At 65.8% G+C, this 23,775-nt stretch carries 26 protein-coding genes; 14 read left to right on the top strand and 12 right to left on the bottom strand.

All coding sequences use genetic code 11. The features are described from left to right. Positions 1-101: 101 nt before the first annotated feature. Both K3181_RS09445 and K3181_RS09440 read left to right on the top strand, forming a co-directional pair. Positions 102-1,157: a peptidylprolyl isomerase gene (locus K3181_RS09445; protein WP_221602733.1), complete on the top strand. Its 1,056-nt coding sequence runs from the start codon at positions 102-104 to the stop codon at positions 1,155-1,157. Continuing rightward, positions 1,154-1,468, top strand: coding sequence for a DUF1905 domain-containing protein (locus K3181_RS09440; protein WP_221602732.1), 315 nt, complete (start codon positions 1,154-1,156; stop codon positions 1,466-1,468). Before K3181_RS09445 ends, K3181_RS09440 begins: the two co-directional genes overlap by 4 nt. Here K3181_RS09440 and K3181_RS09435 read toward each other — a convergent pair. Both K3181_RS09435 and K3181_RS09430 read right to left on the bottom strand, forming a co-directional pair. Further along, positions 1,465-1,824 (bottom strand): VOC family protein, encoded by a 360-nt coding sequence (locus K3181_RS09435; protein ID WP_345725472.1) that lies wholly within the window; start codon positions 1,822-1,824, stop codon positions 1,465-1,467. The two genes, K3181_RS09440 and K3181_RS09435, sit on opposite strands and share 4 nt — an antisense overlap. Continuing rightward, positions 1,821-3,911, bottom strand: coding sequence for a RelA/SpoT family protein (locus K3181_RS09430; protein ID WP_221602731.1), 2,091 nt, complete (start codon positions 3,909-3,911; stop codon positions 1,821-1,823). The genes K3181_RS09435 and K3181_RS09430 overlap by 4 nt, the downstream gene beginning before the upstream one ends. A 145-nt stretch (positions 3,912-4,056) precedes the next feature. Here K3181_RS09430 and K3181_RS09425 point away from each other — a divergent pair, with 145 nt between their 5' ends. The 3 genes from K3181_RS09425 to K3181_RS09415 are packed head-to-tail and all read left to right on the top strand — an operon-like array spanning position 4,057 to position 6,633. After that, the gene (locus K3181_RS09425) at positions 4,057-5,511 is read left to right on the top strand and encodes a cytochrome ubiquinol oxidase subunit I (protein WP_221602730.1); all 1,455 of its coding nucleotides are present in this window, start codon (positions 4,057-4,059) and stop codon (positions 5,509-5,511) included. Further along, entirely contained in the window at positions 5,501-6,508 is a 1,008-nt protein-coding gene (gene cydB / locus K3181_RS09420) for a cytochrome d ubiquinol oxidase subunit II (RefSeq protein ID WP_221602729.1), read from the top strand. The genes K3181_RS09425 and cydB overlap by 11 nt, the downstream gene beginning before the upstream one ends. Continuing rightward, positions 6,505-6,633, top strand: a complete 129-nt coding sequence (locus tag K3181_RS09415) for a DUF2474 family protein (protein WP_221602728.1) — start codon at positions 6,505-6,507, stop codon at positions 6,631-6,633. The genes cydB and K3181_RS09415 overlap by 4 nt, the downstream gene beginning before the upstream one ends. Here the strand turns inward: K3181_RS09415 and K3181_RS09410 are convergent. Continuing rightward, on the bottom strand, positions 6,626-8,521 hold the full coding sequence (locus tag K3181_RS09410; protein WP_221602727.1) for a M1 family metallopeptidase: 1,896 nt from the start codon (positions 8,519-8,521) through the stop codon (positions 6,626-6,628). The genes K3181_RS09415 and K3181_RS09410 overlap by 8 nt on opposite strands. A gap of 186 nt (positions 8,522-8,707) precedes the next feature. Here K3181_RS09410 and K3181_RS09405 point away from each other — a divergent pair, with 186 nt between their 5' ends. Next, on the top strand, positions 8,708-9,583 hold the full coding sequence (locus K3181_RS09405) for a glycoside hydrolase family 16 protein (RefSeq protein WP_221602726.1): 876 nt from the start codon (positions 8,708-8,710) through the stop codon (positions 9,581-9,583). Here K3181_RS09405 and hemF read toward each other — a convergent pair whose 3' ends face one another. After that, on the bottom strand, positions 9,584-10,441 hold the full coding sequence (gene hemF / locus K3181_RS09400; protein ID WP_221602725.1) for an oxygen-dependent coproporphyrinogen oxidase: 858 nt from the start codon (positions 10,439-10,441) through the stop codon (positions 9,584-9,586). A gap of 45 nt (positions 10,442-10,486) precedes the next feature. Here hemF and pdeM point away from each other — a divergent pair, with 45 nt between their 5' ends. From pdeM to K3181_RS09365, 7 genes are all read left to right on the top strand, one after another. Further along, complete coding sequence (pdeM, locus tag K3181_RS09395) at positions 10,487-11,203, top strand: ligase-associated DNA damage response endonuclease PdeM (protein ID WP_221602724.1); 717 nt, start codon at positions 10,487-10,489, stop codon at positions 11,201-11,203. 136 nt (positions 11,204-11,339) lie between these two features. After that, positions 11,340-11,858 carry a translation initiation factor IF-3 gene (gene infC, locus K3181_RS09390; protein WP_221602723.1) on the top strand — a complete coding sequence of 173 codons (519 nt, stop codon included), beginning with the start codon at positions 11,340-11,342 and terminating at the stop codon, positions 11,856-11,858. 69 nt (positions 11,859-11,927) lie between these two features. Beyond that, the gene (locus K3181_RS09385; RefSeq protein ID WP_221602722.1) at positions 11,928-12,509 is read left to right on the top strand and encodes a hypothetical protein; all 582 of its coding nucleotides are present in this window, start codon (positions 11,928-11,930) and stop codon (positions 12,507-12,509) included. Between the two features lie 44 nt (positions 12,510-12,553). Next, on the top strand, positions 12,554-13,966 hold the full coding sequence (locus K3181_RS09380) for an SLC13 family permease (RefSeq protein ID WP_221602721.1): 1,413 nt from the start codon (positions 12,554-12,556) through the stop codon (positions 13,964-13,966). 296 nt (positions 13,967-14,262) lie between these two features. Then, complete coding sequence (locus K3181_RS09375; RefSeq protein ID WP_221602720.1) at positions 14,263-15,570, top strand: cystathionine gamma-synthase family protein; 1,308 nt, start codon at positions 14,263-14,265, stop codon at positions 15,568-15,570. A gap of 134 nt (positions 15,571-15,704) precedes the next feature. Continuing rightward, positions 15,705-16,451 carry an ATP-grasp domain-containing protein gene (locus K3181_RS09370; protein ID WP_345725471.1) on the top strand — a complete coding sequence of 249 codons (747 nt, stop codon included), beginning with the start codon at positions 15,705-15,707 and terminating at the stop codon, positions 16,449-16,451. A 10-nt stretch (positions 16,452-16,461) separates the two neighbouring features. After that, on the top strand, positions 16,462-17,253 hold the full coding sequence (locus K3181_RS09365; protein ID WP_221602719.1) for an SDR family NAD(P)-dependent oxidoreductase: 792 nt from the start codon (positions 16,462-16,464) through the stop codon (positions 17,251-17,253). A gap of 9 nt (positions 17,254-17,262) precedes the next feature. Here K3181_RS09365 and K3181_RS09360 read toward each other — a convergent pair whose 3' ends face one another. Further along, positions 17,263-17,796, bottom strand: a complete 534-nt coding sequence (locus K3181_RS09360) for a J domain-containing protein (RefSeq protein WP_221602718.1) — start codon at positions 17,794-17,796, stop codon at positions 17,263-17,265. A 153-nt stretch (positions 17,797-17,949) separates the two neighbouring features. Here K3181_RS09360 and K3181_RS09355 point away from each other — a divergent pair, with 153 nt between their 5' ends. Next, positions 17,950-18,099 (top strand): hypothetical protein, encoded by a 150-nt coding sequence (locus K3181_RS09355; protein WP_221602717.1) that lies wholly within the window; start codon positions 17,950-17,952, stop codon positions 18,097-18,099. Between the two features lie 82 nt (positions 18,100-18,181). On the opposite strand, the gene pal is transcribed toward K3181_RS09355, so the two are convergent. The 7 genes from pal to galE all read right to left on the bottom strand — a co-directional run bounded on the left by pal (position 18,182) and on the right by galE (position 23,708). Continuing rightward, positions 18,182-18,691 (bottom strand): peptidoglycan-associated lipoprotein Pal, encoded by a 510-nt coding sequence (gene pal / locus K3181_RS09350; RefSeq protein ID WP_221602716.1) that lies wholly within the window; start codon positions 18,689-18,691, stop codon positions 18,182-18,184. A 75-nt stretch (positions 18,692-18,766) separates the two neighbouring features. Beyond that, positions 18,767-20,149: a Tol-Pal system beta propeller repeat protein TolB gene (tolB, locus tag K3181_RS09345; RefSeq protein ID WP_221602715.1), complete on the bottom strand. Its 1,383-nt coding sequence runs from the start codon at positions 20,147-20,149 to the stop codon at positions 18,767-18,769. Then, entirely contained in the window at positions 20,146-20,952 is an 807-nt protein-coding gene (locus K3181_RS09340; protein WP_221602714.1) for an energy transducer TonB, read from the bottom strand. Before K3181_RS09340 ends, tolB begins: the two co-directional genes overlap by 4 nt. Before the next feature lie 9 nt (positions 20,953-20,961). Then, positions 20,962-21,438 (bottom strand): ExbD/TolR family protein, encoded by a 477-nt coding sequence (locus tag K3181_RS09335; protein WP_221602713.1) that lies wholly within the window; start codon positions 21,436-21,438, stop codon positions 20,962-20,964. Further along, entirely contained in the window at positions 21,438-22,136 is a 699-nt protein-coding gene (tolQ, locus tag K3181_RS09330; protein ID WP_221602712.1) for a protein TolQ, read from the bottom strand. Before tolQ ends, K3181_RS09335 begins: the two co-directional genes overlap by 1 nt. Continuing rightward, positions 22,133-22,597: an acyl-CoA thioesterase gene (locus tag K3181_RS09325; protein WP_221602711.1), complete on the bottom strand. Its 465-nt coding sequence runs from the start codon at positions 22,595-22,597 to the stop codon at positions 22,133-22,135. The genes tolQ and K3181_RS09325 overlap by 4 nt, the downstream gene beginning before the upstream one ends. A gap of 100 nt (positions 22,598-22,697) precedes the next feature. Next, a complete protein-coding gene (gene galE, locus K3181_RS09320) occupies positions 22,698-23,708 on the bottom strand; it encodes a UDP-glucose 4-epimerase GalE (RefSeq protein WP_221602710.1) in 1,011 nt (336 codons plus the stop codon). Positions 23,709-23,775 lie beyond the last annotated feature (67 nt).

Below are 23,775 nucleotides of genomic sequence, written 5' to 3'. Positions count from 1 at the left end.
TCAGGCATACCCTGCGAACACCGTCTCGAAGCCCCCTCCCGCCCGTACAATGCGCGAGAGGGGGCTTTTGTTTTGTCCGGGCCGGTGGCACCAGTTCGCGCATGACCAGGCCCCTGATTTCGCTCGCCGCGCTGCTCGCGCTCGCCGCTCCCGCCATCGCGCAGGAGGAGACACCTCCGCCGGCTCCGTCGCCAGGGGAGATCGTGGCGCAGGCGCCTGCCGAGGAATGGGTCGCCATCGCACCCGAGGATCTGCTGGTGATGACGCTGGCCCCGGCCGAAGACGGAAGCGAACGCAAGGTGGTGATCCAGCTGATGCCCGCGCCGTTCAGCCAAAGCTGGGTACAGAACATTCGCACCTTCGCCCGTTCGGGCTGGTTCGACGACATCACCGTCAACCGCGTGCAGGACAATTACGTCGTCCAATGGGGCGATCCGAACTACGACAACCCCGAAAGCAGCGGCGAACAGAAGGCACTCCCGCCGGCGCTCGTCGAGACCGACGAGCGCGACTACACGGTCAACGGAGACGCCATCAGCCTGTCGACCCTGCTCGCCGATTCCGAACGCGACCTGGCGCTCGAAGCCGAATCCCTAGTTTCCGGGAACAAGACAGCCGCCGTCATCATCGCCAATGGATTGGTCGATTCCTATGCGCAGCTTTCGCTGTTTCACGAGGGTTGGCCGCTGGCGTCGAACGTGGGGTCGGACGATGAGGGCGAACCGGCAAGTGTCTGGCCGATCCACTGCTACGGCATGGTCGGTGTGGGCAGGAACATGTCGCCCGACGCAGGCACGGGCGCGGAACTCTATACGGTGATCGGCCATGCCCCGCGCCACCTCGACCGCAATATCGCCCTTGCTGGCCGGATCGTCGAGGGGATGGAGCATCTCTCCAGCCTGCCGCGCGGTTCGGGTGCGCTGGGCTTTTACACCGAGGAAGAAGCGGACAAGCGCACACCGATCCTCTCGGTGCGGGTCGCCAGCGACCTGCCCGATGGAGAGCGGCCGCGCTTCGAATACCTCTCGACCGACGGCGCCAGCTTCGCGCGTTATGCCGACGCCCGCGCCAACCGCCGCGATCCCTTCTTCATCGTGCCGGCAGGCGGCGCCGACATCTGCAACATCCCCGTGCCGGTGCGTCGGGTCGCCGATTGAGCGAGACACTCTCCTGGCGCGGACCGATCACCCGCTGGGATGGCGAGAAGGCGGTCTACCACCTCCTGACCATCGGCGGCGGCGTGGCAGAGGATCTTACCATGCATGAGCGGCTGCGGCGCCTCGAATTGGGCGGCAGGCGCGGCTTCGGTTCGGTGAAGGTGATGGCGACCATCGGCGGGACGCGCTGGAAGACCTCGGTCTTTCCTTCGAAGTCGGGCGAGTGGTGGCTGCTCGTGGGCAAGAAGGTCCTGAAAGCGGAAGATCTTGCGGCAGGCGACGAGGCAGAGCTGGCGCTCGAATTGCTCTAGAGCTTCTGCATCAGTTCGATGCGGTTGCCGAAGGGATCGGCGATGTCGCCGCGGACATAGCCTTCCAGCTCCTTGCCCGGCTTGAAGCGGACGTTTGCCTTCCCGAGCCGCGCCACCAGCACCGCGAGATCGCTGACCAGCAGCGCCGGATGCGCGCGCCGCGCGGGCAGGAAGGCATCCTCCACCCCGCAATGGATCGCAACGCCCGCGCCTTCGAACCAGCAGCCGCCGTTGACCGCGAGATGCGCGGGCTTGGCCACTTCCTCCAGCCCCATCAGATCGACCCAGAAGCGCCGCGCATGCGATTCGCCGCCATGCGGCATGGCCAGCTGGACGTGGTCGATCCCGGTAATCACACGCGCTCGGCCTGCGCGACCGAGTCGCTCGCCCTGAGCGCACTCAAGATGCGGGTGAGGTGGGGCACGTCCTGCACCTCGAGATCGATCTCGTAGGTGGTGAAGGGATGGTCGAGCTGGGTCTGCTCGAGGCTGGTCACATTGACGTGGTTCTGCGCGAAGATGCCGGCCATCTCGGCGAGCGTGCCGGGCCGGTCGTAGAGAGTGACCCGCAGCCGACCGACCGCGCCGCGCGAGCGCTTGCCCCACGACAGGTCGAGCCAGTCGCTGTCGATCCCGCTGGCGAGACGGGTGCAGTCGATCGTGTGCACCTCGACCCCCTCGCCCGGCTTGCGCAGGCCGACGATGCGGTCGCCTGGCACCGGGTGGCAGCATTGGGCGAGCTGGAAGCCGACGCCGGGGGTCAACCCGCGGATCGACAGCGCCTTGCCGCTCTTGGCCCAGTCGGGCTCGTTCTCGAGTTCGGCGGTACAGCCCGGAACCAGCGCCTCCATCACCACGCGGTCTTCGACCTTGGCCGAGCCGATGGCGTAATAGAGGTCTTCCTCCTCCTCCATCTCGAGCCGCTTCAGCGCCTCGCGCAGCGCCTTCTTGCCGATCTTGGCGGGCACGCGCAGCGCAATTTCGTCGAACAGTTTCTGCCCGATCTCGGCCACTTCGGCCCGTTCCCTCAGCCGCACCGCACGGCGGATCGAGGCGCGCGCCTTGCCGGTGACGACGAAGCCCAGCCAACTCAGCTGCGGATCGGCATGGTCGCTCTTGATGATCTCGACCACATCGCCGTTGTTGAGCTGCGTGCGCAGCGGCATGTGACGCCCGTTGATTTTCGCACCGACCGTCTGCGCGCCGAGATCGGTGTGCACCGCGAAGGCAAAATCGACCGGGGTCGCGCCCTTGGGCAGCTGGAACAGCGCGCCCTTGGGGGTGAAGGCGAAGATGCGGTCCTGGTAGATCGCCAGCCGCGTGTGTTCGAGCAGTTCGTCGGGATCGTGGCTGGCGTCGACGATCTCGATCAGGTCGCGCAGCCAGCCGACCTGCCCGTCGGGGCGATCGCCCTGCTTGTAGGCCCAGTGCGCGGCGAGGCCGAATTCGTTGCGGCGGTGCATCTCGCGTGTGCGGATCTGGACCTCGACGCGCATCGACTTGCCGTAGATCAGCGAGGTGTGGAGCGAGCGATAGCCGTTGTTCTTCGGCGTCGAGATGTAGTCCTTGAACTTGCCCGGCAGGAACTGCCAGGTCGTGTGCAGAACGCCCATCGCGCGGTAGCAGTCGGACACGTCCTCGCAGATGATGCGGAAGGCCATGATGTCGGTGACCTGTTCGAAGGACACGTGCCGCTCGGCCATCTTGCGCCAGATCGAATAGGGATGCTTCTCGCGCCCCGACACCTCGGTCACGATCCCCGCTTCGGCCAGCGCGTGCTTCATGTCGAGCGCGATCGCGTCGACCTGGCCGCCATCCTCGCTGCGGATCTGGTCGAGCCGCTGGGTGATGGTCTCGAAGGCCTCGGGCTCCAGTTGCTCGAAGGCGAGCATCTGCATTTCGCGCATGTATTCGTACATGCCGATCCGCTCCGCGAGCGGGGCATAGATATCCATCGTCTCGCGCGCGATCCGCTGGCGCTTCTCGGGATTCTTGATGAAATGCAGCGTGCGCATGTTGTGCAGCCGGTCGCCGAGCTTGACCAGCAGCACGCGAATATCCTCGCTCATGGCGAGGAGGAATTTCCTGAGGTTCTCGGCGGCGCGCTCGTTCTCGGGCATCTGCTCGATCTTCGAGAGCTTGGTCACCCCGTCAACCAACCGCGCGACATCGGTACCGAAATGGTCCTCGATGTCCTCGATCGTCGCCAGCGTGTCCTCGACCGTGTCGTGCAGCAGCGCGGTGGCGATGGTTTCCTGGTCGAGCTTGAGGTCGGTCATCAGCCCCGCGACCTCGACCGGATGACTGAAATAGGGATCCCCGCTCGCGCGCGTCTGCGTGCCGTGCTTCTGCACGGTATAGACATAGGCGCGATTGAGCATCGCCTCGTCGGCGTCGGGGTCGTATTCCTTGACCCGCTCTACGAGTTCGTACTGGCGCAGCATCGCAAATCACGATGTGAGGATTGCCCTGCGCAGGGCAAGGGGAAACTGCGCAAACTCCGTCCGGCCATGCATTTTTCTGCAACAGTGCTTGCACAGTCGGTGGCTTGAGCCACCGCGCCACACTTGTCATAGCGCGTATTCGGTCATGCCCGAATTCGACGCCCTGCTGCTCGCCCGCATCCAGTTCGCCTTCACGGTGAGCTTCCATTTCATCTTCCCGGCCTTCTCCATCGGCCTCGCGAGCTATCTCGCGGTGCTCGAGGGGCTGTGGCTCAAGACCGGCGAGCAGCGCTATCTCGACCTGTTCAAATACTGGCTGAAGATCTTCGCCATCGCCTTCGCCATGGGCGTGGTCAGCGGGATCGTCATGTCCTACCAGTTCGGCACCAACTGGGCGGTGTTCAGCGACAAGGCGGGGCCGGTGATCGGGCCGCTGATGGCCTATGAGGTGCTGACCGCCTTCTTCCTCGAAGCGGGTTTCCTCGGCGTCATGCTGTTCGGGATGGAGAAGGTCGGGCGCAAGCTGCATTTCGCCGCCACGCTGATGGTCGCGCTCGGCACCTTCGTCTCGGCCTTCTGGATCCTCTCGGTCAACAGCTGGATGCAGACGCCGACGGGCTACGAGGTGGGCGCCAACGGGCAGTTCCTGCCGGGCGAGAGCTGGCTGGCGATCATCTTCAATCCCAGCTTTCCCTTCCGCCTCGTCCACACCGTGCTGGCCGCCTATCTCACGACCGCCTTCGTGGTCGGCGGGGTGGGCGCCTGGCACCTGCTCAAGGACCGCACCAACGCCCATGCGCGGAAGATGTTCTCGATGGCGATGTGGATGGCGGCCATCGTCGTGCCGGTGCAGATATTCGCGGGCGACATGCACGGGCTCAACACGCTCGAGCACCAGCCGGCCAAGGTCATGGCGATGGAAGGCCACTACGAGAGCCACCCGGACGGTGCGCCGCTCTACCTTTTCGGCATCCCCAACGATGCGGAACAGCGGCTCGACTACGCCGTCGGCATTCCCAAGGCGTCGAGCCTGATCCTCAAGCACGACCTCGACGCCCCGCTTGCCGGGCTCGACACCATCCCCGACGACGAACAACCGCCGGTGGCCATGGTGTTCTGGAGTTTCCGCATCATGGTCGCGACCGGGTTCGCGATGCTCGGCGTGGGGATGTGGAGCCTGCTCGCCCGCTTTCGCGGCAAGCTCTACGACTGGTCCTGGCTGCATCGCGCCGCGCTGGTCATGGGACCGAGTGGCTTCGTGGCGGTGCTGGCCGGCTGGATCACCACCGAGGTCGGTCGCCAGCCGTGGGTCGTCTACGGCATGCTCCGCACTGCCGATGCCGCCAGCCCGCTGGCCGCGCCGGCTGTGGGCGCTTCGCTGCTGGCGTTCGTAGTGGTCTATTTCGCCGTCTTCGGCGTGGGCACGTGGTACATCCTGCGCTTGATGAAGGCACCGCCGCACACCGGCGAAAAGGGCGTCAAGCGGACCGAGAAGGGGCCGGTCCGGACGGCCGGCATCACCCCCGGCCCGACGCAAAACCCGGGCGGCGATCCCGATGTCCTGCCGGAAGACCGCGAGGAGGCGACCGATGGCCGTTAATTTCGACCTCACGGTGATCTGGGCCTTCATCATCGCCTTCGCGATCTTTGCCTATGTCGTCATGGATGGCTTCGATCTCGGGATCGGCATCCTCTTCCCGGCATTCGAGGTCGGGCCCGAGCGCGACCGCGCGATGAACTCGATCGCGCCCGTATGGGACGGCAACGAGACCTGGCTGGTGCTCGGCGGAGGCGGCCTCTTCGCTGCCTTCCCTCTGGCCTATGCGGTGGTGCTGCCCGCCACCTACCCGCTGATCATCGCCATGCTGCTCGGGCTCGTTTTCCGCGGCGTGGCGTTCGAATTCCGCTGGCGCGACCCGGCGCACCGGCGGCTGTGGGATTTCGCCTTCACCGGCGGGAGCCTCGTCGCGGCGATGGCACAGGGCATGACGCTCGGTGCGCTGCTGCAGGGAATCGAGGTCGTCGATCGCGCCTATGCCGGCAGCTGGTTCGACTGGCTGACGCCCTACACCGTCCTGACCGGTATCGGCACCGTGGCCGGCTATGCCCTGCTCGGCGCGACCTGGCTAGTGTGGAAGCTCGACGGCGAGGCGCAGGCACACGCGCGCAAACTGGCCCTGCGCGCCTTCTGGGCGACCGGCGGGCTGATGGCGCTGGTCAGCCTCTACAACCTCGTCCTGCGCCCCGAATATGCCGCCCGCTGGCTGACCGCACCCGAGCTCTACTACGCCGCGCCGGTGCCGCTGCTCACCGCCGCGCTGGCGATCGCGCTCTACCGCTCGCTGACTCGCGGCGGCGAGAGCCGGCCCTTCTGGCTGGCGCTCGGCCTGTTCCTGCTCGGCATGGCCGGGCTCGGGGTGACGATCTGGCCCAATGTCGTGCCGCCCTCACTGACCATCTGGGACGCCGCCGCGCCCGAGCGCAGCCAGATCTTCATGCTGGTCGGCGTCGGCATCACCATGCCGCTGATCCTCGCCTATACCGGCTGGGCCTATTGGGTCTTTCGCGGCAAGACCGGCCACGAAGGATATCATTGAGCGACGCGCCCGAAGAGGCCCCGCTGTGGCAGCGGCTGGCGTGGCTGGCGGCGATCTGGGCCGCCAGCGTCGCCGTTCTGGGCGTGGTCGCCTATGTCCTGCGGCTGTGGATCGGAACTAGTTGACGATCCGGTCGACACCCGCACGGGTCACCGCGTGGTATCCTGCCCGCGTCTTCGCATAGATCCGTTTCGCGTGCGCCTGACCCCAGTCGCCCTGGTCCCACAGCACCTTGAACAGCGGACGCACGAACTTGGCGCGACCCACTTCGGCTAGGAATTCCTTCGCCTGCGGCACGGCGGGCTCGTAACGATTGGCCAGCGCGAGTTCGAGCCACAGGAAGAGGATCTCGTTATTGCCGGTCTCAGACAGGCCGAGCGCGCTGTCGAGCGCCGCAAGCTGCTCGGCGCTGCGCTCCTTGGGGATACTGTCGAGGAAGCGCATCTGTTCGGCGGCGGTCCAGCCGGCATAGGCGGGCGGGATCGTGCCTTCGTCGGCATAGGCGGCCACCGCGCCGTCGACTTCGGCGAAGGCTGCGGGATCGGGCTTGGCGACATTGGCCGGCAGGCCGGGGGCGAAGATCCATTCGCGCAGCATCAGCTTCTTGGCCTCGGCCTCGTCGCGCACGAGGTTCGCCAGCATGTCCTCGTAGAACATCTCGCTCGTCGCCGGCTGGAAGGCGTGGCTGTCGAACCACTGGCGCAGCCAGGCGTCGAAGCGCTCGCGTCCGACCAGGCGCTCGACGGTACGCAGGAAGAAGTGACCCTTGTCGTAGGTGATCGCACTGCCGAGTTCGTTGGCGCCCGGTTCGTGGTGCAGCGCGGTCCCCGGTGCATCGTCTCCCACCTCGGCGAGCGTTTCCTCGATCCCGGCGAAGGCCAGTGCAGCCTCCTGCTCGGCGCGCTTCTTGCCATAGACCGCCTCGACGATGCGGTTCTCGAAATAGGAGGTCACGCCCTCATTGAGCCAGCTGTCCTCCCACACCGCATTGGTGACGAGATTGCCCGACCAGCTATGCGCCAACTCGTGCGCGACGAGGCCGTTGTTCGAACGGTCGCCGGCAATGAAGGTCGGGGTGAGGAAGGTCATCACCGGGTTTTCCATCCCGCCATAGGGGAAGGACGGCGGCAGCACGATCATGTCGTAGCGGCCCCAGCGATAGGCGCCGTAGAGCTTCTCGGCAGCGGAGACGAGCTGCTCGGTGTCGCCCACTTCCTTCGCGGCGCGCGGCAGCGTGGCGGGTTCGGCCCAAACGCCGGTGCGCGGACCGAGCTCGGCGAAATCGATGTCGCCGGCGGCCAGCGCGATCAGATAGGGCGGCACCGGCTTGTCCATCACGAAACGGAAGGCGCGGCGGCCATTGCCGAGGTCTTCGGGCTCGCCCTGGCGCACGCCGCTCATCACCACGTCGAGCGGCTTGGGCGCGGTGATGCGCGCTTCCCAGGTCTGGCGGATGCCGGGGCTGTCCTGCGTCGGGATCCAGCTGCGGTTGAGGATCGCCTGCCCCTGGCTGAAGAGGAAGGGATGCACCCCGCCCTTGGTCTGTTCTGGGCTGAGCCATTGCAGCGCCTCGGCACCGGCCGGCGCGCGATAGGCGATGCGCAATTTTGTCGCACCGTCGAGCGCGATCGTCAGGGGCGCGCCCTTACCGCCCTCCTCGACCGTTTTGCCGATTTCATAGGCCAGTTCACGGCCGGCGCCGTCGGTCACGCTGGCGATTTCGAGGCATCTGGTGTCGAGCACGATATCCTCGGCACCCGGTGCGGCGAGAACGTCGAGTTCGGCGACCCCGCCGACGCGCTTGGCATCGAAATCGAGATCGAGGTCGAGCGCGACATGCGTCACCCGCGCGACCTGCGGCTGGGCATAGGTCGCGCTGTCGACCGCGTCGGGTGTGGTGAGGATCGGCGAGACCATCCGCTCGGGCGCGGCGGCGACGGGCGCGGTGCCCTCCATCGTCGTGCAGGCGGTGCTGGCGAGCAGAAGGGCGAGGGGGGCGGCAAGGCGGCGCATGGGCAACTCTCCGAAGGTCTTTCGCGGCGGACCTGCTGTCCGCGCGCTGGGTTCTTTTCAACGCTGCCGCGCTATTGCCGATCCTGCGGTACAGCACCAGCCCTGCGCGGCAATTGGCATTCGCCAGGGCTGGAAATCCCGGAGAATGCATGCAATGAGAACGTTCACAGTCTTGGGGAGAGCATCATGATCCGCACCAGATTCGCGCTTTGCGCCGGAGTATTGGGCCTGCTGGCGAAGCCGCTGGCGGCCGAGGAACCGGCCGCCCGCACGCTCATCTGGGCCGACGAATTCAACGCGCCCGAGCTCGATCGCGACAAATGGGGCGTCATCGGGCCCGAGTTCTGGGTCAACAACGAACAGCAGGCCTATGTCGATGCGCCCGCCGTGCTCTCGATCGTCGACGGGCTCTCGGGCGCCGACGGCGGTGCGCTCATGCTGCGTCCCATATTCAAGCCCGGCGTCGATCCGCACCCCGACCGCAAGGCCGATTTCCTTTCGGGACGGGTCGAGAGCCAAGGCAAGTTCGACTTCACCTATGGCCGCGCCGAAGCGCGCATCAGGATGCCTGACGCGACGGGCGTCTGGCCCGCCTTCTGGCTGCTCGGCAACGACACATGGCCGGGTACGGGCGAGATCGACATCATGGAATATGTCGGCGAGAAGGACTGGGTCGGCGTGGCGCTCCACGGCCCCGGCTATTCGGGCGAAACGCCGCTGGTGAACAAGTTCTTCTTCCCCGAAGGCGACGATGTGACCGGCTGGCACGTTTATGCGGTCGAATGGAAGAAGGACGAGCTGCTCTTCCAGGTCGACGGCCACACCACCTACCGCGTCACCCGCCCGATGGTCGAAAACTACGGCAAATGGCGGTTCGACAATCCGAAATACCTGATCCTCAATTTCGCCATGGGCGGCGCCTATCCGTTCAAGACCAACGGGATCGAGAAGCCCTATAACGGCGTCCCGCAGGAGACCGTCGACAAGGTCAAGACCGGCGAAGTGGCGATGCTGGTCGACTGGGTGCGGGTCTACGCGCCCGAAGACGAACAAGCGGAGTGATCAGGCCCAGGTCGCCTCGGGCGGCAGGCTCATCAGGATGGCATCGATATTGCCGCCGGTCTTGAGGCCGAACAGCGTCCCGCGGTCGTAGACGAGGTTGAATTCGGCATAGCGCCCGCGCCATTCGAGCTGGGTCTGCTTGTCCTCGGGCGTGAAGTCGCTCTCCATCCGTCGGCGGACCAGCTTGGGAAAGACGTCGAGGAAGGCTTCGCCCACGTCTTTCGTGAAGGCGAGATTGCGCTCGAATGCCGCATCGTCGGGGCATTCGAGATGATCGTAGAAGATCCCGCCCACGCCGCGATGGACGCCGCGGTGGGGAATGAAGAAATAGTCGTCCGCCCACTTCTTGAAGCGTTCGTAATAGGTCGGGTTGTGCGCCGAGCAGGCGGCGCGGAAGCGGGCATGGAAATCCGCGGTGTCCTCGGCATAGGGGATCGGCGGATTGAGGTCGGCCCCGCCGCCGAACCAGGCCTTGCCAGTGGTGAGGAAACGCGTGTTCATGTGCACCGCGGGCACATGCGGGTTGGCCATGTGCGCTACCAGGCTGATGCCGGTCGCGGTGAAGCCGGGGTTCTCCGCGCTCGCGCCGTTGATCGTACCGGCGAACTCGGGCGCAAAATTGCCGCGCACGGTCGAGACGTTGACCCCGACTTTCTCGAACACCGTGCCCTTCATCAGCCCGCGCGTGCCACCGCCCGGATCGGGATTGCCCTCCTCTTCGCGCTGCCAGCTGTCGTACTGGAAGCGCGCCTCGGAACCCGCTTCGCGTTCGATCGCCTCGAACTCGGCGCAAATACGATCGCGCAGGCTCTCGAACCATTGGCGGGCGGTGTCGGTGTGCTGGGTCCTCTCGGTCATGCCAAGAGCCTTGCCATCCCCCTCTCGCTACGGCAATAGCGAGCCATGGTTCCCCTTTCGTTCGCAGGCGAGGAATGGCTCCTGACCGAAGGTCGCGCGCTCTACTGGCCGCGCGAGCGTGCGCTGCTGGTCGCCGACCTGCATCTCGAGAAAGGGAGCTTCTTCGCCCGCCACGGGCAGATGATCCCGCCCTACGACAGCCGCGAGACGCTCGAGCGCGTGGCGCACGCGATCCGCGAGACGGGCGCGCGGCGGGTGATCACGCTGGGCGACAATTTCCACGATTCGGACGGCTCGACGCGGCTCGAACCGCATGCGGCGGGCATGCTCGATGCGCTCACGCGCGCGGTCGACTGGGTGTGGATCACCGGAAATCACGATCACGGGCACGATCCCGATATGGCGACGCGCTGCGGCGGCACACTGGCTGAGGAACTCGAGATCGGCGGTGTGGTCCTGCGCCACCAGGCGCTGAGGGGCGAGACTCGCCCCGAACTCTCGGGCCATTACCATCCGCGCCTGCAGCTGAAGGTAAGGCAGCGGATGATCCGCCGCCCCTGCGCGGTGGTGAGCGCCAACGACGGGCCCGACGGTCGACCCAGCGGCCGCATGATCCTGCCCGCATTCGGCGCTTTCACCGGCGGCATGAACGCGGGTGATCCGGCGATCCTGCAGGCCCTGCAACCCGCCGACCGGATCGACGCGGTCGTGCCCGCCAAGGGCAAGCTGGCGCGGTTCAACCTGTGGAATCGCGCTGCCTAGGTGCAACGGTCGCGCGCAAATCTGCGCCCCAATCGCATAACACACTTCCGAATCTGCGGAACAATCCCTACATGGCCCCTTTGAATATCCGGCCACCAAAGGAGAGTGCCCCATAGCCCGTCCACCCCGCCGTAGCATGCAGATGCCCGTCAAGAGCGGCCCGCGCTACGATAACATGATCAATGTGCCGAAGGTCCGCGTGATCGATCACGAAGGCGAAAACCTCGGCGTTATGTTCACCCGCGAAGCAACTGAGCAGGCCAACGAGTTGGGCCTGAACCTCGTCGAAGTGTCCCCCAATGCGGACCCGCCGGTGTGCAAGTTCCTCGATGTCGGCAAATATCGCTACGAGGCGCAGAAGAAGGCCAACCTCGCGCGCAAGACGCAGAAGACCCAGGAAATCAAAGAGGTCAAGATGCGCCCGAACATCGACACGCACGATTACGACGTGAAGATGAAGAACGTCGTCAAGTTCATCGAGCACGGCGACAAGGTGAAGTGCACGCTGCGCTTCCGCGGTCGCGAGATGGCGCACCAGCAGCTCGGCATGGACCTCCTCAACCGCGTCCGCGACGATGTGGAGGAAATCGCCAAGGTCGAGGCCTTCCCGCGCCTCGAAGGGCGCCAGATGATCATGGTGCTGGCCCCCAAGTAAGCGGACGGCCGCACCGCCAACAGCGACGAACCGGGGAACGCAGGCCACTGCTCCCCGGTTTTTCTTTGCATGAAGAGCACCCTGGCCCTCACTCTCGCCGCCAGCCTCGCGCTTGCCGGATGTGGATCGCAGACGGACACCGAGGACGCCGTTCGGACGGTGGACCTCGAAGGGACGCCCGGCGATCCCATACCTTCACCACCTCCGCCGCTCGATACCGGTGAGAACGCCGATAATGACGGGCATCCCGACCTCATGCCGGCCCCGCTCGAACCCGAGATCGAGCGCACCGAAACGGGCGCACGCAATGTGCTTCTTTCCTTCGCACGGGCGATCGAACTGCGCGAATTCGACCAGGCATGGGCGATGCTCGATCCGGCGGATCAGGAAAAATGGCCCAAGGGCGAATGGCGCAAGCTCTTCGCCGACCTCGGCAAGATCACCGTGGCGGTACCCGGTGGGATCCTGGAGGGTGCGGCGGGTTCGTCCTACTACACCAGCCAGGCCACGATTACCGCGAAGGACAGAGAGGGGCGCCCCATAAGCTATGAAGGGCCTATCGTCCTGAAGCGCGTCAATGATGTACCCGGCGCGTCTCCGGAACAACTCCGCTGGCACATCGACAGCGTAAAGCTCGACTGGACCCACTAGCCCCCGCCCCGCCCGCTTGCTAGCAGCGCGGGCGGGAGAGTGGGATGAACGCCAAGACTATCGGACTGTTCGTGGGTGCGCTCGCATTGCTGGCGAGCATTGTCCTGCCCGCGCCTGCGGGGATGACGCGCGAGGCGTTCGTCGTCGCGGGCCTGGTCCTGCTGATGGCCTCGTGGTGGATGACCGAAGCGCTGCCGCTGACGGCGACCGCGTTGATGCCCTTCCTCGTCCTGCCCTTCGCCGGGGTGATGGACGCCAAGGCGACCGCGAGCGCCTATTATTCGCCGATCCTGTTCCTCATCCTCGGAGGCGCCTTCATCGCGCTCGCGATCGAACGCACCGGGCTCCATCGCCGTCTCGCGCTCGCACTGCTCCAGCTCGTCGGCCACCGCGGGCAGACGGGCGTGCTGCTCGCATTCATGGTCACCGCGGCGATCCTCTCGATGCTGATTTCCAACACCTCGACCGCGCTGATCATGATGCCGATGGCTCTCGCCGTGCTGCGCGGCGGCGGATCGGAGGATGGCGACACCGAAGGGCTCGCCGGCGCGCTACCCATCGGGATTGCCTTCGCTGCCTCCATCGGCGGGCTGGGCACTCTGGTCGGGTCGCCCACCAATGCCATCGCCGTGGGGCTCGTCGACACGCTCACCGGCACACGGATCACCTTCGCGCAATGGGCGCTCTACGGCTTTCCCGTGGTGATCATCGGCGTCCCTCTGGCCGCGCTGCTGGTCGGCCGAGTGCAGAATGTCCGTGCACATCCCTTCGATACCGAGGCCGCGCGTACCGCGATCGACACCCACGATGCCTGGACAAGTCCCGAGAGGCGACTGGTGCCGGTGGTGGCAGTCACCTTCGTACTGTGGATGGGGCAGATGTTGATCGCGCCCTACCTGCCCGAGGGATCGCTGACCGACGGCACCATCGCGGTGCTGATGGGGCTGACTCTGTTCCTGTTGCCCGACGGCACCGGCCGACCGCTGCTGACCTGGGAAGAGGCCAACCGCGCGCCCTGGGGTGTCATCATGATGTTCGGCGGCGGCCTCGCGCTTGCCGCCGGGATGAGCGCGAGCGGGCTGGCCGACTGGCTCGGGCAGGCGCTGCTGCCGCTCGAGGCCTGGCCGCTGGTCTTCGTCGCCCTCGCGGTCGTCGCCATGGTGGTGCTGATCACCGAATTCGCCAGCAATGTCGCCACCGCCAGCGGGATCATCCCGGTGGTCGCGAGCCTGACGGTCGCGCTCGGCGTCGACCCCGTGCTGCTCGCCATGCCCGCCGCGCTGGCGGCGAGCTGGGGCTTCATGCTGCCCGCCGGGACCGGACCCAACGCCATCGCCTGGGCGACGGGCCGCATCCGCATCGAACGGATGGTCAAGGCGGGCATATTGCTCGACCTGTTCGGCATCGCGATGATCGTCGCCGTGGTCTGGGGAATGCACGCGCTGATCGGCGGCTGATTTTCCTACAGCGCCCGCACGCTGTAAACGGACGCGATGGTCATGCGCTCGCCCCCTCTTGCGTCCGATTTTCCCGTCGACCGCGATCGAAGAATTTTTGGCGCAGGACCGTGGTCCATGCGGTCCATGTTGCAGGCTTCGCCGCAGTTGAAACCAACATCGCTCCGCAATATGGAGCGCAACCGAAAGCGCTGTCGGCGGAGAGGCGTTCCTGCGGAGGTTAGGAACGGGCGCCCCGGCCAGCCCACCCGGCTCCCGCCTTCCTGGGAGCGTGATTCAGGAAGGATGCTCGTCCCATGAGCGAACACGAAATCGACCCCACATCGCCCCGCATGGCTCCCAAGCAGGAGGTCACCAAGATCGCCGGCCGCGAACTGAAGCCCAGTACGCTGATGATGGGCCATGGCTACGACCCGGTGCTGTCCGAAGGCAGCCTCAAGCCGCCGATCTTCCTCACCTCGACCTTCGCCTTCCCCAGCGCCGCCGATGGCAAGCGCCACTTCGAAGGCATCACCGGCAAGCGTCCGGGCGGCGCCGACGGCCTCGTCTATTCGCGCTTCAACGCGCCCAACCAGGAGATACTCGAGGATCGTCTCGCGATCTGGGACGGAGCCGAGGACGCGCTCAGCTTCTCGAGCGGGATGACCGCGATCTGCGTCCTGCTGCTGACCTATGCCCAGCAGGGCGACGTGATCGTCCATTCGGGCCCACTCTACGCCGCGACCGAAGGCTTCGTCGCCAAGTGGATGTCGCGCTGGGGCGTCAGCTATCTCGACTTCCCCGCGGGCGCGACGCGCGAGGAAATCGACGCGGTGCTGGCCAAGGCCAAATCCAAGGCCGACGAGCAGGGCGGCAAGGTCGCCATGGTCTATCTCGAAAGCCCGGGCAATCCGACCAATGCGCTGGTCGATGTCGAGGCGGTGCGCGGCGCCGTCGACGAGGCCGGCCTCGACTGCCCGATCGCGATCGACAACACCTTCCTCGGCCCGCTGTGGCAGCGCCCGCTCGACCAGGGCGCCGACATCGTTTGCTACTCGCTGACCAAATATGTCGGCGGCCATTCGGACCTCGTCGCGGGCAGCATCGCCGGCGCGAAGAAGTGGATGGATCCGGTGCGCATGCTGCGCAACACCATGGGCGGGATCTGCGACCCGAACACCGCGTGGATGCTGCTGCGCAGCCTCGAGACGGTCGAACTGCGGATGAGCCGCGCGGGCGAGAACGCCGCCAAGGTCTGCGAATTCCTTGCCCGGCATCCCAAGGTCGAAGGCCTCGGCTATCTCGGCATGATCAAGGATGCGCGCCAGCAGGACATCTACGACCGCCACTGCAAGGGCGCGGGCAGCACCTTCTCGCTGCTGCTGAAGGGCGGAGAGGCCGAGTGCTTCCGCTTCCTCGACAGTCTCAAGATCGCCAAGCTCGCGGTCAGCCTCGGCGGGACCGAGACGCTGGCGAGCCACCCCGCCTCGATGACGCACCTCTCGGTGCCCGACGAGCGCAAGGCTGCGCTGGGCATCGGCGACAACCTCATCCGCATCTCGATCGGCATCGAGGACCCGGACGACCTGATCGCCGACTTCGAACAGGCGCTGGAGGCGGTCTGAACCGGATCGGGTTTCTCGCCTGTGCCGACACGCTCCCCGGCGACGGACCTCGCCGGGGAGACGCGTTCGAGCATGATATAGAGGTCGCCGCGCTGCGCCCGGCCCTCGCCGCTGCGGGGCTCGAACTGGTCGAAGTGGACTGGCGCGCGCCACTCTCGGATTTCGAGGGGCTCGCGCTGGTGTTGCTCGGCACGGCCTGGGACTACCAGGACCATCCCGAGGATTTCCTCGCCAGGCTGGAGGCTCTGGCCGCCCAAGGCGTCGCGGTGTGCAACCCGCCCGAGGTGGTCCGCTGGAACGCCAACAAGCGCTATCTTGCGGAATTGGGCGAGCGCGGGGCCGCCACCGTCCCGACGCTCTGGCTCGACGATGTCGACCGGGCAGGCGTCGAGGCGGCGATGGACCACTTCGGCACCGACCGAATCGTCGTGAAGCGGCAGGTGGGCGCGGGCGGCCTCGGCCAGCACAGCTTTGCGCGGGACGCCCTGCCCGACGACGGCTGGAGCATGGGGCGCGCCTGCATGGTCCAGCCCTTCCTGCCGAGCGTGGTCGCGGAAGGCGAATACACCTTCGTCTTCATCGGCGGCCATTTCAGCCACGGCGTGCTCAAGCGTGCCGGCGCCGACGACTATCGCATCCAGTCGCTCTATGGCGGCTACGAATGCGACTACGCGCCCGAACCGCACGACCTCGCGACCGCCGAGGCCGTGATCGCGGCATTGCCCTTCGCCGATCTGCTGTACGCCCGCGTCGACATGGCGCGGCTGCCGACGGGCGAGTTGGCGGTGATGGAAGCGGAACTGATCGAGCCCTATCTCTACCCCGAACAGGGTCCGCGCTTGGGAGAACGCCTCGCACAGGCTATCCTCGCCCGCATCTAGGGAGGCAGGCATGGCGGAAAAGGTGTTCCTCGTGATCGGGGCCGGTGCGGGGATCGGCGGCCATGCCGCGATGCGCTTCGCGCAGGGCGGATACCATGCCGTGCTTGCCCGGCGCTCCGACGAAGCCGGCCTGGCGAAGCTCGTCGATGCAATCGAAGAGGCGGGCGGCATGGCTTCGGGGACATTGCTCGATGCGGCGGCGGACGGCACGATCGAGGAGCTGGTCGAGCGCGTCGAGCGCGACATCGGGCCGATCCACGCCGTGCTCTACAACCTCGGCGCGCAGATCGGGAGCCGCACGCTCGCCGATACGCCGCACCGCACCTTCGAGCTCGGCTGGCGGCTCGGGTGCTTCGGCCTCTTCCGCCTTGCCCATGCGCTCACGCCGCACATGGTGGCGCGCGGCTCCGGGACGATCCTCGTGACCTCCGCCACCGCCGCCGTGCGCGGCAATGCCGGGCAGCACAGCCACGCCGCCGCCATGGGCGCGCGCCGCATGCTGTGCCAGACGCTCAACGCCGAATTCGCACCGCAGGGGGTGCATGTCGCGCATGTGGTAGTCGACGGCTCGGTTGATGCGCCCGACACGCTGGGCAAGCTGCTCGGCGACCGGTTCGAAGGCTACAAGGCGTCCAAGGGAGACGACGGGGTGGTCGATCCGGCCGCGCTCGCCGAGACCTATTGGCACCTCGCGCACCAGCCGCGCAATTGCTGGTCGCACGAGGTCGACGTGCGCCCCTTCACCGATGTTCCGTGGTGGAACGACAATCCCAATCCTGGGATCGATACCCGGCCGAAATAGGCCGGAGCTTCAGCCCTGCCACTCGCGCCGCTCTTCGGCGGCCTTCAGCACCTCATAGGCGAGCTGGAGCTTCTGGAACTCGGCCGCGGCCTCCTTGTCGCCGGGCTTCACGTCGGGATGGACCGTCTTGGCCTTGTCGCGCCAGGCCTTCTTCACCGCCGCGAAATCGGCGTCGGATTCTAACTCCAGCACTTCCAGCGCGCGCATCTCGTCGGCGCTGCGCGAACCGTCTCCGCTGCCGCTCCAGCCATAATGCTGGGCCTCGGCATAGCCGGCATTCTCGCTCCGCTCGGCCTTCGCGCGGGCTTCCTTCTCGGCCTTGTCGAGGCCTTCGAAATAGTCCCACTTCTGGTTGTATTCGGCGGCGTGCTTCTGACAGAATATCCACCGTTCGGGACTGTTGGGCGCCTTGGGAGCGGGGCAGTCGCCCGGCTCCTCGCAGCCGTGCCGGTCGCACAGCCGCACGGTCGTCGCCTCGCGCGAGGAGCCATAGCCGCGCCAGCGCGGAAAGCCCCAGTCGTTGGAGCGCCGCGCCTTAGCCACGGCGGAAGAATGTCGTTTGTCGGCTGGGCATGGCGGTCAATCTAGGCGGACTGGCGAAAGGTGCAAGCATGTGGGAACCAGTTTCAATCTGCAATGTTGCATTGCAACGAAGAATTAATATCTGGGCGCTAGCACCCTCGCACGAGAGAGACCATGAGCAAGCAACTGACCCTTTCCGCCACCGCCGCCGTCCTGTCGATGGCTGTGTTCGCCCTGACCGCCGGCTTCGGCGGACTTTCAGGCGACCAGCGCGAACTGGCGACCGGTGCAGGTCCGCTGGTGGAACTGAGCGCGCTTCGCTAGGCAAGCCCTCAGGTTCTCCCCGACGAATAAGGGCTCCCCGATCGGGGAGCCCTTTTCGTTTTCGGCTTCGCCGAGATAGCGATCAGTTGATCGTGATCGTCGCCGCGCGGCGGTTCTGCGCCCAGGCCGACTCGTTCGAGCCCAGCGCCACCGGGCGTTCCTTGCCATAGCTCACGGTGCGAATGCGGTTCGCCGGAATCCCGATCGAGACGAGATAGTTCTTCGCCGCATTGGCCCGGCGTTCGCCCAGTGCGAGGTTGTATTCGCGCGTGCCGCGCTCGTCGCAATGCCCTTCGATCGTGAAATTGACCTGCTGGTACTGGCTGAAATACTGCGCCTGGCGCTGCAGCTTGGTCTGGTCTTCCGCATCGATGTTGAACCGGTCGGTATCGAAATAGACGACCGTGTTCTCCTGCCCGACGGCATCGACGAAATGCGCCTGCGAGCCGACCGTCGGTCCGGTCGGGGCGGTTGGCGTGGGGGTCGCGGTTTCGGTCGGCGGCGGCGGAAGTTCTTCCGGCGCCTTCTTCGAACAGGCAGCAAGCGCGATGGTCGATGCCAGCATCAGACCGGTAGCAATACGGGTATTCATAGGCTGTCCCCTTTCAAACAGCGTGGTGAAGTCGGTTTTGCCCCCCGAATTCGTCTTTATCTTTTCACAATGCAGCTAGGGCAGGATCGGTCCCCAGGCAGGGTCCGAAGCATCGACCGGCGTCGGCAGCTTGCGCAGATTCTCGCCGGTCAGGTCCACCTGATAGAGCCCGGTCTTGCCGCTGTTGCGTTCGGTGCGGAAGAACTGGATGATCCGGCCGTTGGGCGCCCAGGTCGGTGCCTCGTCCTGCCAGCCATTGGTCAGCACGCGGACATTGCCGCCCGAGGGCGACATCACCGAGATATTGAACGTACTCGCGTTGGTGAACGCGATCTGGTCGCCGCGCGGGCTCCATTCGGGCGTCGCGCAGCGCGCCCCGCCGAAGCTGATCCGGCGCTGGTTCCCCCCGTTCGCATCCATGACGTAGCACTGCTGCGCGCCCGAACGGTCGCTTTCGAAGACGATCCGGCTGCCATCGGGCGAATAGGAGCCGCCGATGTCGATCCCCGGCGTGTCGGTCAGCCGGATCGGCTCGCCGCCGCTGGAGGATACGCGGTAGATGTCGGTATTGCCGTTGACCGCCATGGAATAGAGCAACCAGCGTCCGTCGGGGCTCCAGCGCGGGGCGAAGGTCGGGTTGGCGCTTTGCGTGATCAGCGTCTGGCGACCGGTACCGATGTCGTAGACGTAGATGCGCGGATTGCCGTCGACATAGCTGAGATAGGACAGCTTCTTATAGTCGGGCGAATAGCGCGGCGTCAGCGCGGTAGAGCGGCCGGTAGTGATGAAGCGGTGGTTGGCCCCGTCGCTGTCCATGATCGCAAGCCGCTTGGTACGGTTATCCTTCGTCCCGGTCTCGGCGATATAGGCGATGCGGCTGTCGAAGAACGGGCTTTCGCCGGTCAGGCGCGAATAGATGAGGTCGGCGCATTTGTGCGCCGCGCGGCGCCAGTCGGCGGGCTGGACCACCCAGCCTTCGCGCACCAGTTCCTGCTGCAGCGCCATGTCGTAGAGATAACAGCCGACGGTCAGCTTGCTGTCGGCGCGGCCGCGGACATAGCCATGGACAAGCATTTCGGCACCGCGATTGGACCAGGTCGACCAGCTCGGAGCGGTGATCTCGGCGAAACCCGGTTGGGGCAGGGCGTCGGGACCGGTCGGCTTGAACAGGCCGTTGTTGCGTAGGTCGGAGGTGATGACCCGCGCGAGTTCCTTGCCCAGCGCAGCGGTGCCCGAGGAATTGGCCGGGGTCGCGACGTCGCGATCGGTCGCGAAGCCCGGGATGGCAATGCCGAGATCGTCGAGATTGCCTTCGAAGCTGACCGTCACCTCGAGTCCCCCATCTTCTTCAATGGTCTCGACTTCGCCGCCCTCGGGGATGGGCTGTCCAAGATCCTGGTTCTGTGCGCTCAGTGGCGCAGCCAGCGCCAGGAACGATGCGAAAAGGACATACTTCATTGTGCCAACCTCCAGTCGAGGTTGGCGGTGACGACCTTCCAAGCCTCGTAATATTCCTCGGGCAAATCGAATGGCGCAGCCAACTGCACGGCTCTGACTGCCTGCTCGCCGTGCCGTCCCGCTTGCGCCCGGTTCGTGTCGTTGACCCCGGTCTGCCTGACCACCTCCGGCCTACCGGAAAGGCTGCCATCAGGGTTCAGCCGGAACCGCACGTAGGAAACGATTTTTTCTACTTCAGGGCCGTTTGGCGGTTCCCAATGGGGTTTGATCTGTCGGGCAACGGCCTGAATGATAGAGGCTTTCGCAGCGTTCCCGATCTGCGATGCCGGGACGCGCGTCTCGCTCGTACTGGTGCTCGATCCTGCCCCCTCGAGGAAATTGTCGCCGAGGCGCGAGCCGCCGCTACGCTGGCTGCTCTTGGGCTGGGCCTGCGTGCGCGGCGGATCGGGGCGGCGACGGGGGCGCGGGTCGGGCGCGGCCTTGGGCGGCGGCACCGGCGATTGTACACGCGGCGGCACGGGGCGTTCGACCTGCGGCTGGACCGGTTGGTCCTGTGCAGGCGCCGGGGCCGGATTGGGCTCCATCGTCGGCGCGGTTGAGGCGCGGCTTTCGGCTACCGGATCGGGTGCCGTCGCCGCCATGCCAACGTCCTCGGCAAGGCTCACCGTCATGCGCTGCGGCGGCTCGATCACAGGAGCCGGAAACAGGCCCTGCACCACAAGGAGAGCGACCAGCGCAAGGTGCAGCACGACCGCAACGACCAGTCCGGTCCGTTCCTCGTGCCTGATCCCTGTCCTCTCCATGACCGCCGGCTATTCCTCGACCGATGAACGGTTGTTGACCGATGCGGGCGTCGCGCTGTTCGTAATCAGCGAAATGCGGTTGAGCCCTGCACGGTTGAGCTCGCCCATCACCGCCATCACTCGACCGTAATCGAGCGCCTTGTCGGCACGCAGCGTGATGTCGGGCCCTTCGCCGCCGCTGCGCGGCAGGCTTTCGAGCGCCTGCGGCAAGCCGCCCAGCTCGACCGCGACATCGTCGATATAGACGTAGCCTGCCTCGTCGATGCTGATCGTAACCTGCTGCGGATCATTGGGCAGCTGCGCGGCGCGGCTATCGGGCAGGTCGATCGGCACGCCGGCGGTCAGCAGTGGCGCCGTGACCATGAAGATGATCAGCAGCACCAGCATGACGTCGACCAGCGGTGTGACGTTGATCTCGGACATCGGCCGACGCCCACCGCGTCCGCGGCGCCTGCGCCCTCCACCCGAGGCAAGCCCTATCGCCATCAGCGGGCTTCCAGCTGGCGGCTGAAGGTCGAGTTGAGCCGGTCGGCGAAGCGCTGCAGGCGCGCCTCGTAGCGATCGACCCGATGGCTAAAGCGGTTGTACGCGATCACTGCTGGGATCGCGGCAAAGAGGCCGATGGCGGTGGCAAAGAGCGCTTCGGAAATGCCTGGCGCGACCACCGCAAGCGAGGAACTTTCCTGCGCACCGATCTGGAAGAAGCTGTTCATGATCCCCCAAACGGTCCCGAACAGGCCCACAAATGGTGCAACCGAGCCGACCGTCGCGAGGAAGTTGAGCCGCTCGGCGATATCGTCCGCCTCGAGCGCGATCTGGCTGTCCATGGCCAGCGCGATGCGGCCGCGCAGCGCCTCGGGATCGCGCACCGCCCCCTTGGAAGAACGGCGGTATTCGGACACCGCCGCTTGCGCGACGCGCGCCGCCGGAATGTCCTTGTTGCCGCGTTCGGATGTGAAGCGGTCGAAGCTCTCGGCCTGCCAGAACTCGTTTTCGTAATCGATCGTCCGGCTGCGCAGCTTCCTCATGCGAAGACTGAAGCTGACGATGATCATCCACACCCAGACGCTGGCAAGCAGCAGTCCGGCCATGACCAGCTGGACGACGATGTCGGCGTCGAGGAACAGGCGGATCGGATCGAGCCGGGTCGGTGCCGCGGCGCTGAGAAGTAGAAGCGAGCTCATTGGTCCCCTTGCTCGGCAAAACGCGCGAAGGCCGCGCGCCATTCTTCGGGCTGGCGCTTGGGCCGGCCTTCGGGTGAAACGAAGCCGACGCGCAAATGTGCCTCGGCCAGCAATTCGCGCTCTCCACCTGCCAGTCTGAATGCAAGCTGGTGCATCCGGCAGGAAGCGGCCTTGAGCTCGGTGCAACGCGTTTCGATGAGCACGTCGTCGTCGAGCTTGGCCGGGCGCAGGTATTTCAGGTTGATCTCGGACACCGCATAGGCGCCCTCGCCCGCCTCGATCGCCGCGCGCTGATCGATCTCGAGCTGGCGCAGCAGGTCGCTGCGCGCGCGCTCGAACCAGCGTAGATAGTTGGCGTGATAAGTGATGCCCGAGAGATCGGTATCCTCGTAATAGACTCGCACGGCGTAGAGGTGCCGATCGCCATCGAGGGCGCCATCGGGGAGATTGGGCGTCTGCATTACTTCCACCGGGCCTTAAACAAGCGAAATCCGGCCCGACAAGGCCTAGCGGTAGAGCGAGATTTGGCAGCGTTAGGCTGCCTGCGCAATCTGGCGAAAGTTAGGTTTCGCCCCATTCCGACAATTTTCTTTCCCACTGCAGAGCATGCGCGATGATCTGGTCGAGATCGGCATATTTCGCCTGCCAGGGCAGGATTTCGCGAATCCGCGAGGGGTCCGAAACCAGCTCGCCAGGATCGCCCGCGCGACGCGACTCTATCCGCCGGAGGATGGTCTGGTTGGTGACCCGGTCGACCGCGTCGAGCACTTCCAGCACCGAGAAACCGCGCCCGTAACCGCAGTTCATCGTCAGCGAGCGCTCGGGTTGGTCGATCAGCGCTTCGAGCGCCAGCACATGCGCGTTCGCCAGATCGCTGACATGGATGTAATCACGCACTCCGGTGCCATCCGGCGTATCGTAATCTGTGCCGAACACCGCAACCCCATCGCGTTTGCCCGTGGCTGCCTCGCAGGCGACCTTGATCAGATGCGTCGCGCCCGCCGTAGACTGACCGGTGCGTGCCTGAGGATCAGCGCCCGCGACGTTGAAATAGCGCAGCGCGCAGAAGTTGAAGCCATGCGCGGCGCTGGCATCGGCGAGCATCTGCTCGGTCATCAGCTTCGACCAGCCATAGGGGTTGATCGGCCGCTTGGGGCTGTCCTCCGACACTGGCGAGCATTCGGGCGTGCCATAGGTCGCCGCGGTCGAACTGAAGATGAAATGCTCCACTCCGCCTCTGACTACGGCCTCCATCAGAGCACGGCTCTTCACCGTGTTGTTGTCGTAATACTTCAGCGGATTCTCGACCGACTCAGGCACGATGATCGACCCGGCGAAATGCATGATCGCCTTGATCCCGTGTTCGGAAAAGATCCGCTCGAGCAGAGCCGCGTCGGCGACATCGCCTTCGTACAGCGGCACGTCGTCGGGCACAGCAAAGGCGAAGCCGGTCGAGAGATTGTCGATCACTGTCACCGGCCAGCCGGCATCGCGCAGGGCGAGGACCGCATGGCTGCCGATATATCCCGCCCCCCCGGTCACGAGGACTGGTACCTTGTTCGCATCGCTCATGGGTAGCGGGACTAGCATAGGAATTGGTAAGGGCAACGTCCTAGACAGCCCGCCCTACTCGCGCCGG

Source organism: Qipengyuania mesophila, assembly GCF_019711655.1.
Classification (GTDB): domain Bacteria; phylum Pseudomonadota; class Alphaproteobacteria; order Sphingomonadales; family Sphingomonadaceae; genus Qipengyuania; species Qipengyuania mesophila.
The sequence above is the reverse complement of the archived record's forward strand: the minus strand, read 5'-3'. Positions and strand labels throughout refer to the sequence as shown.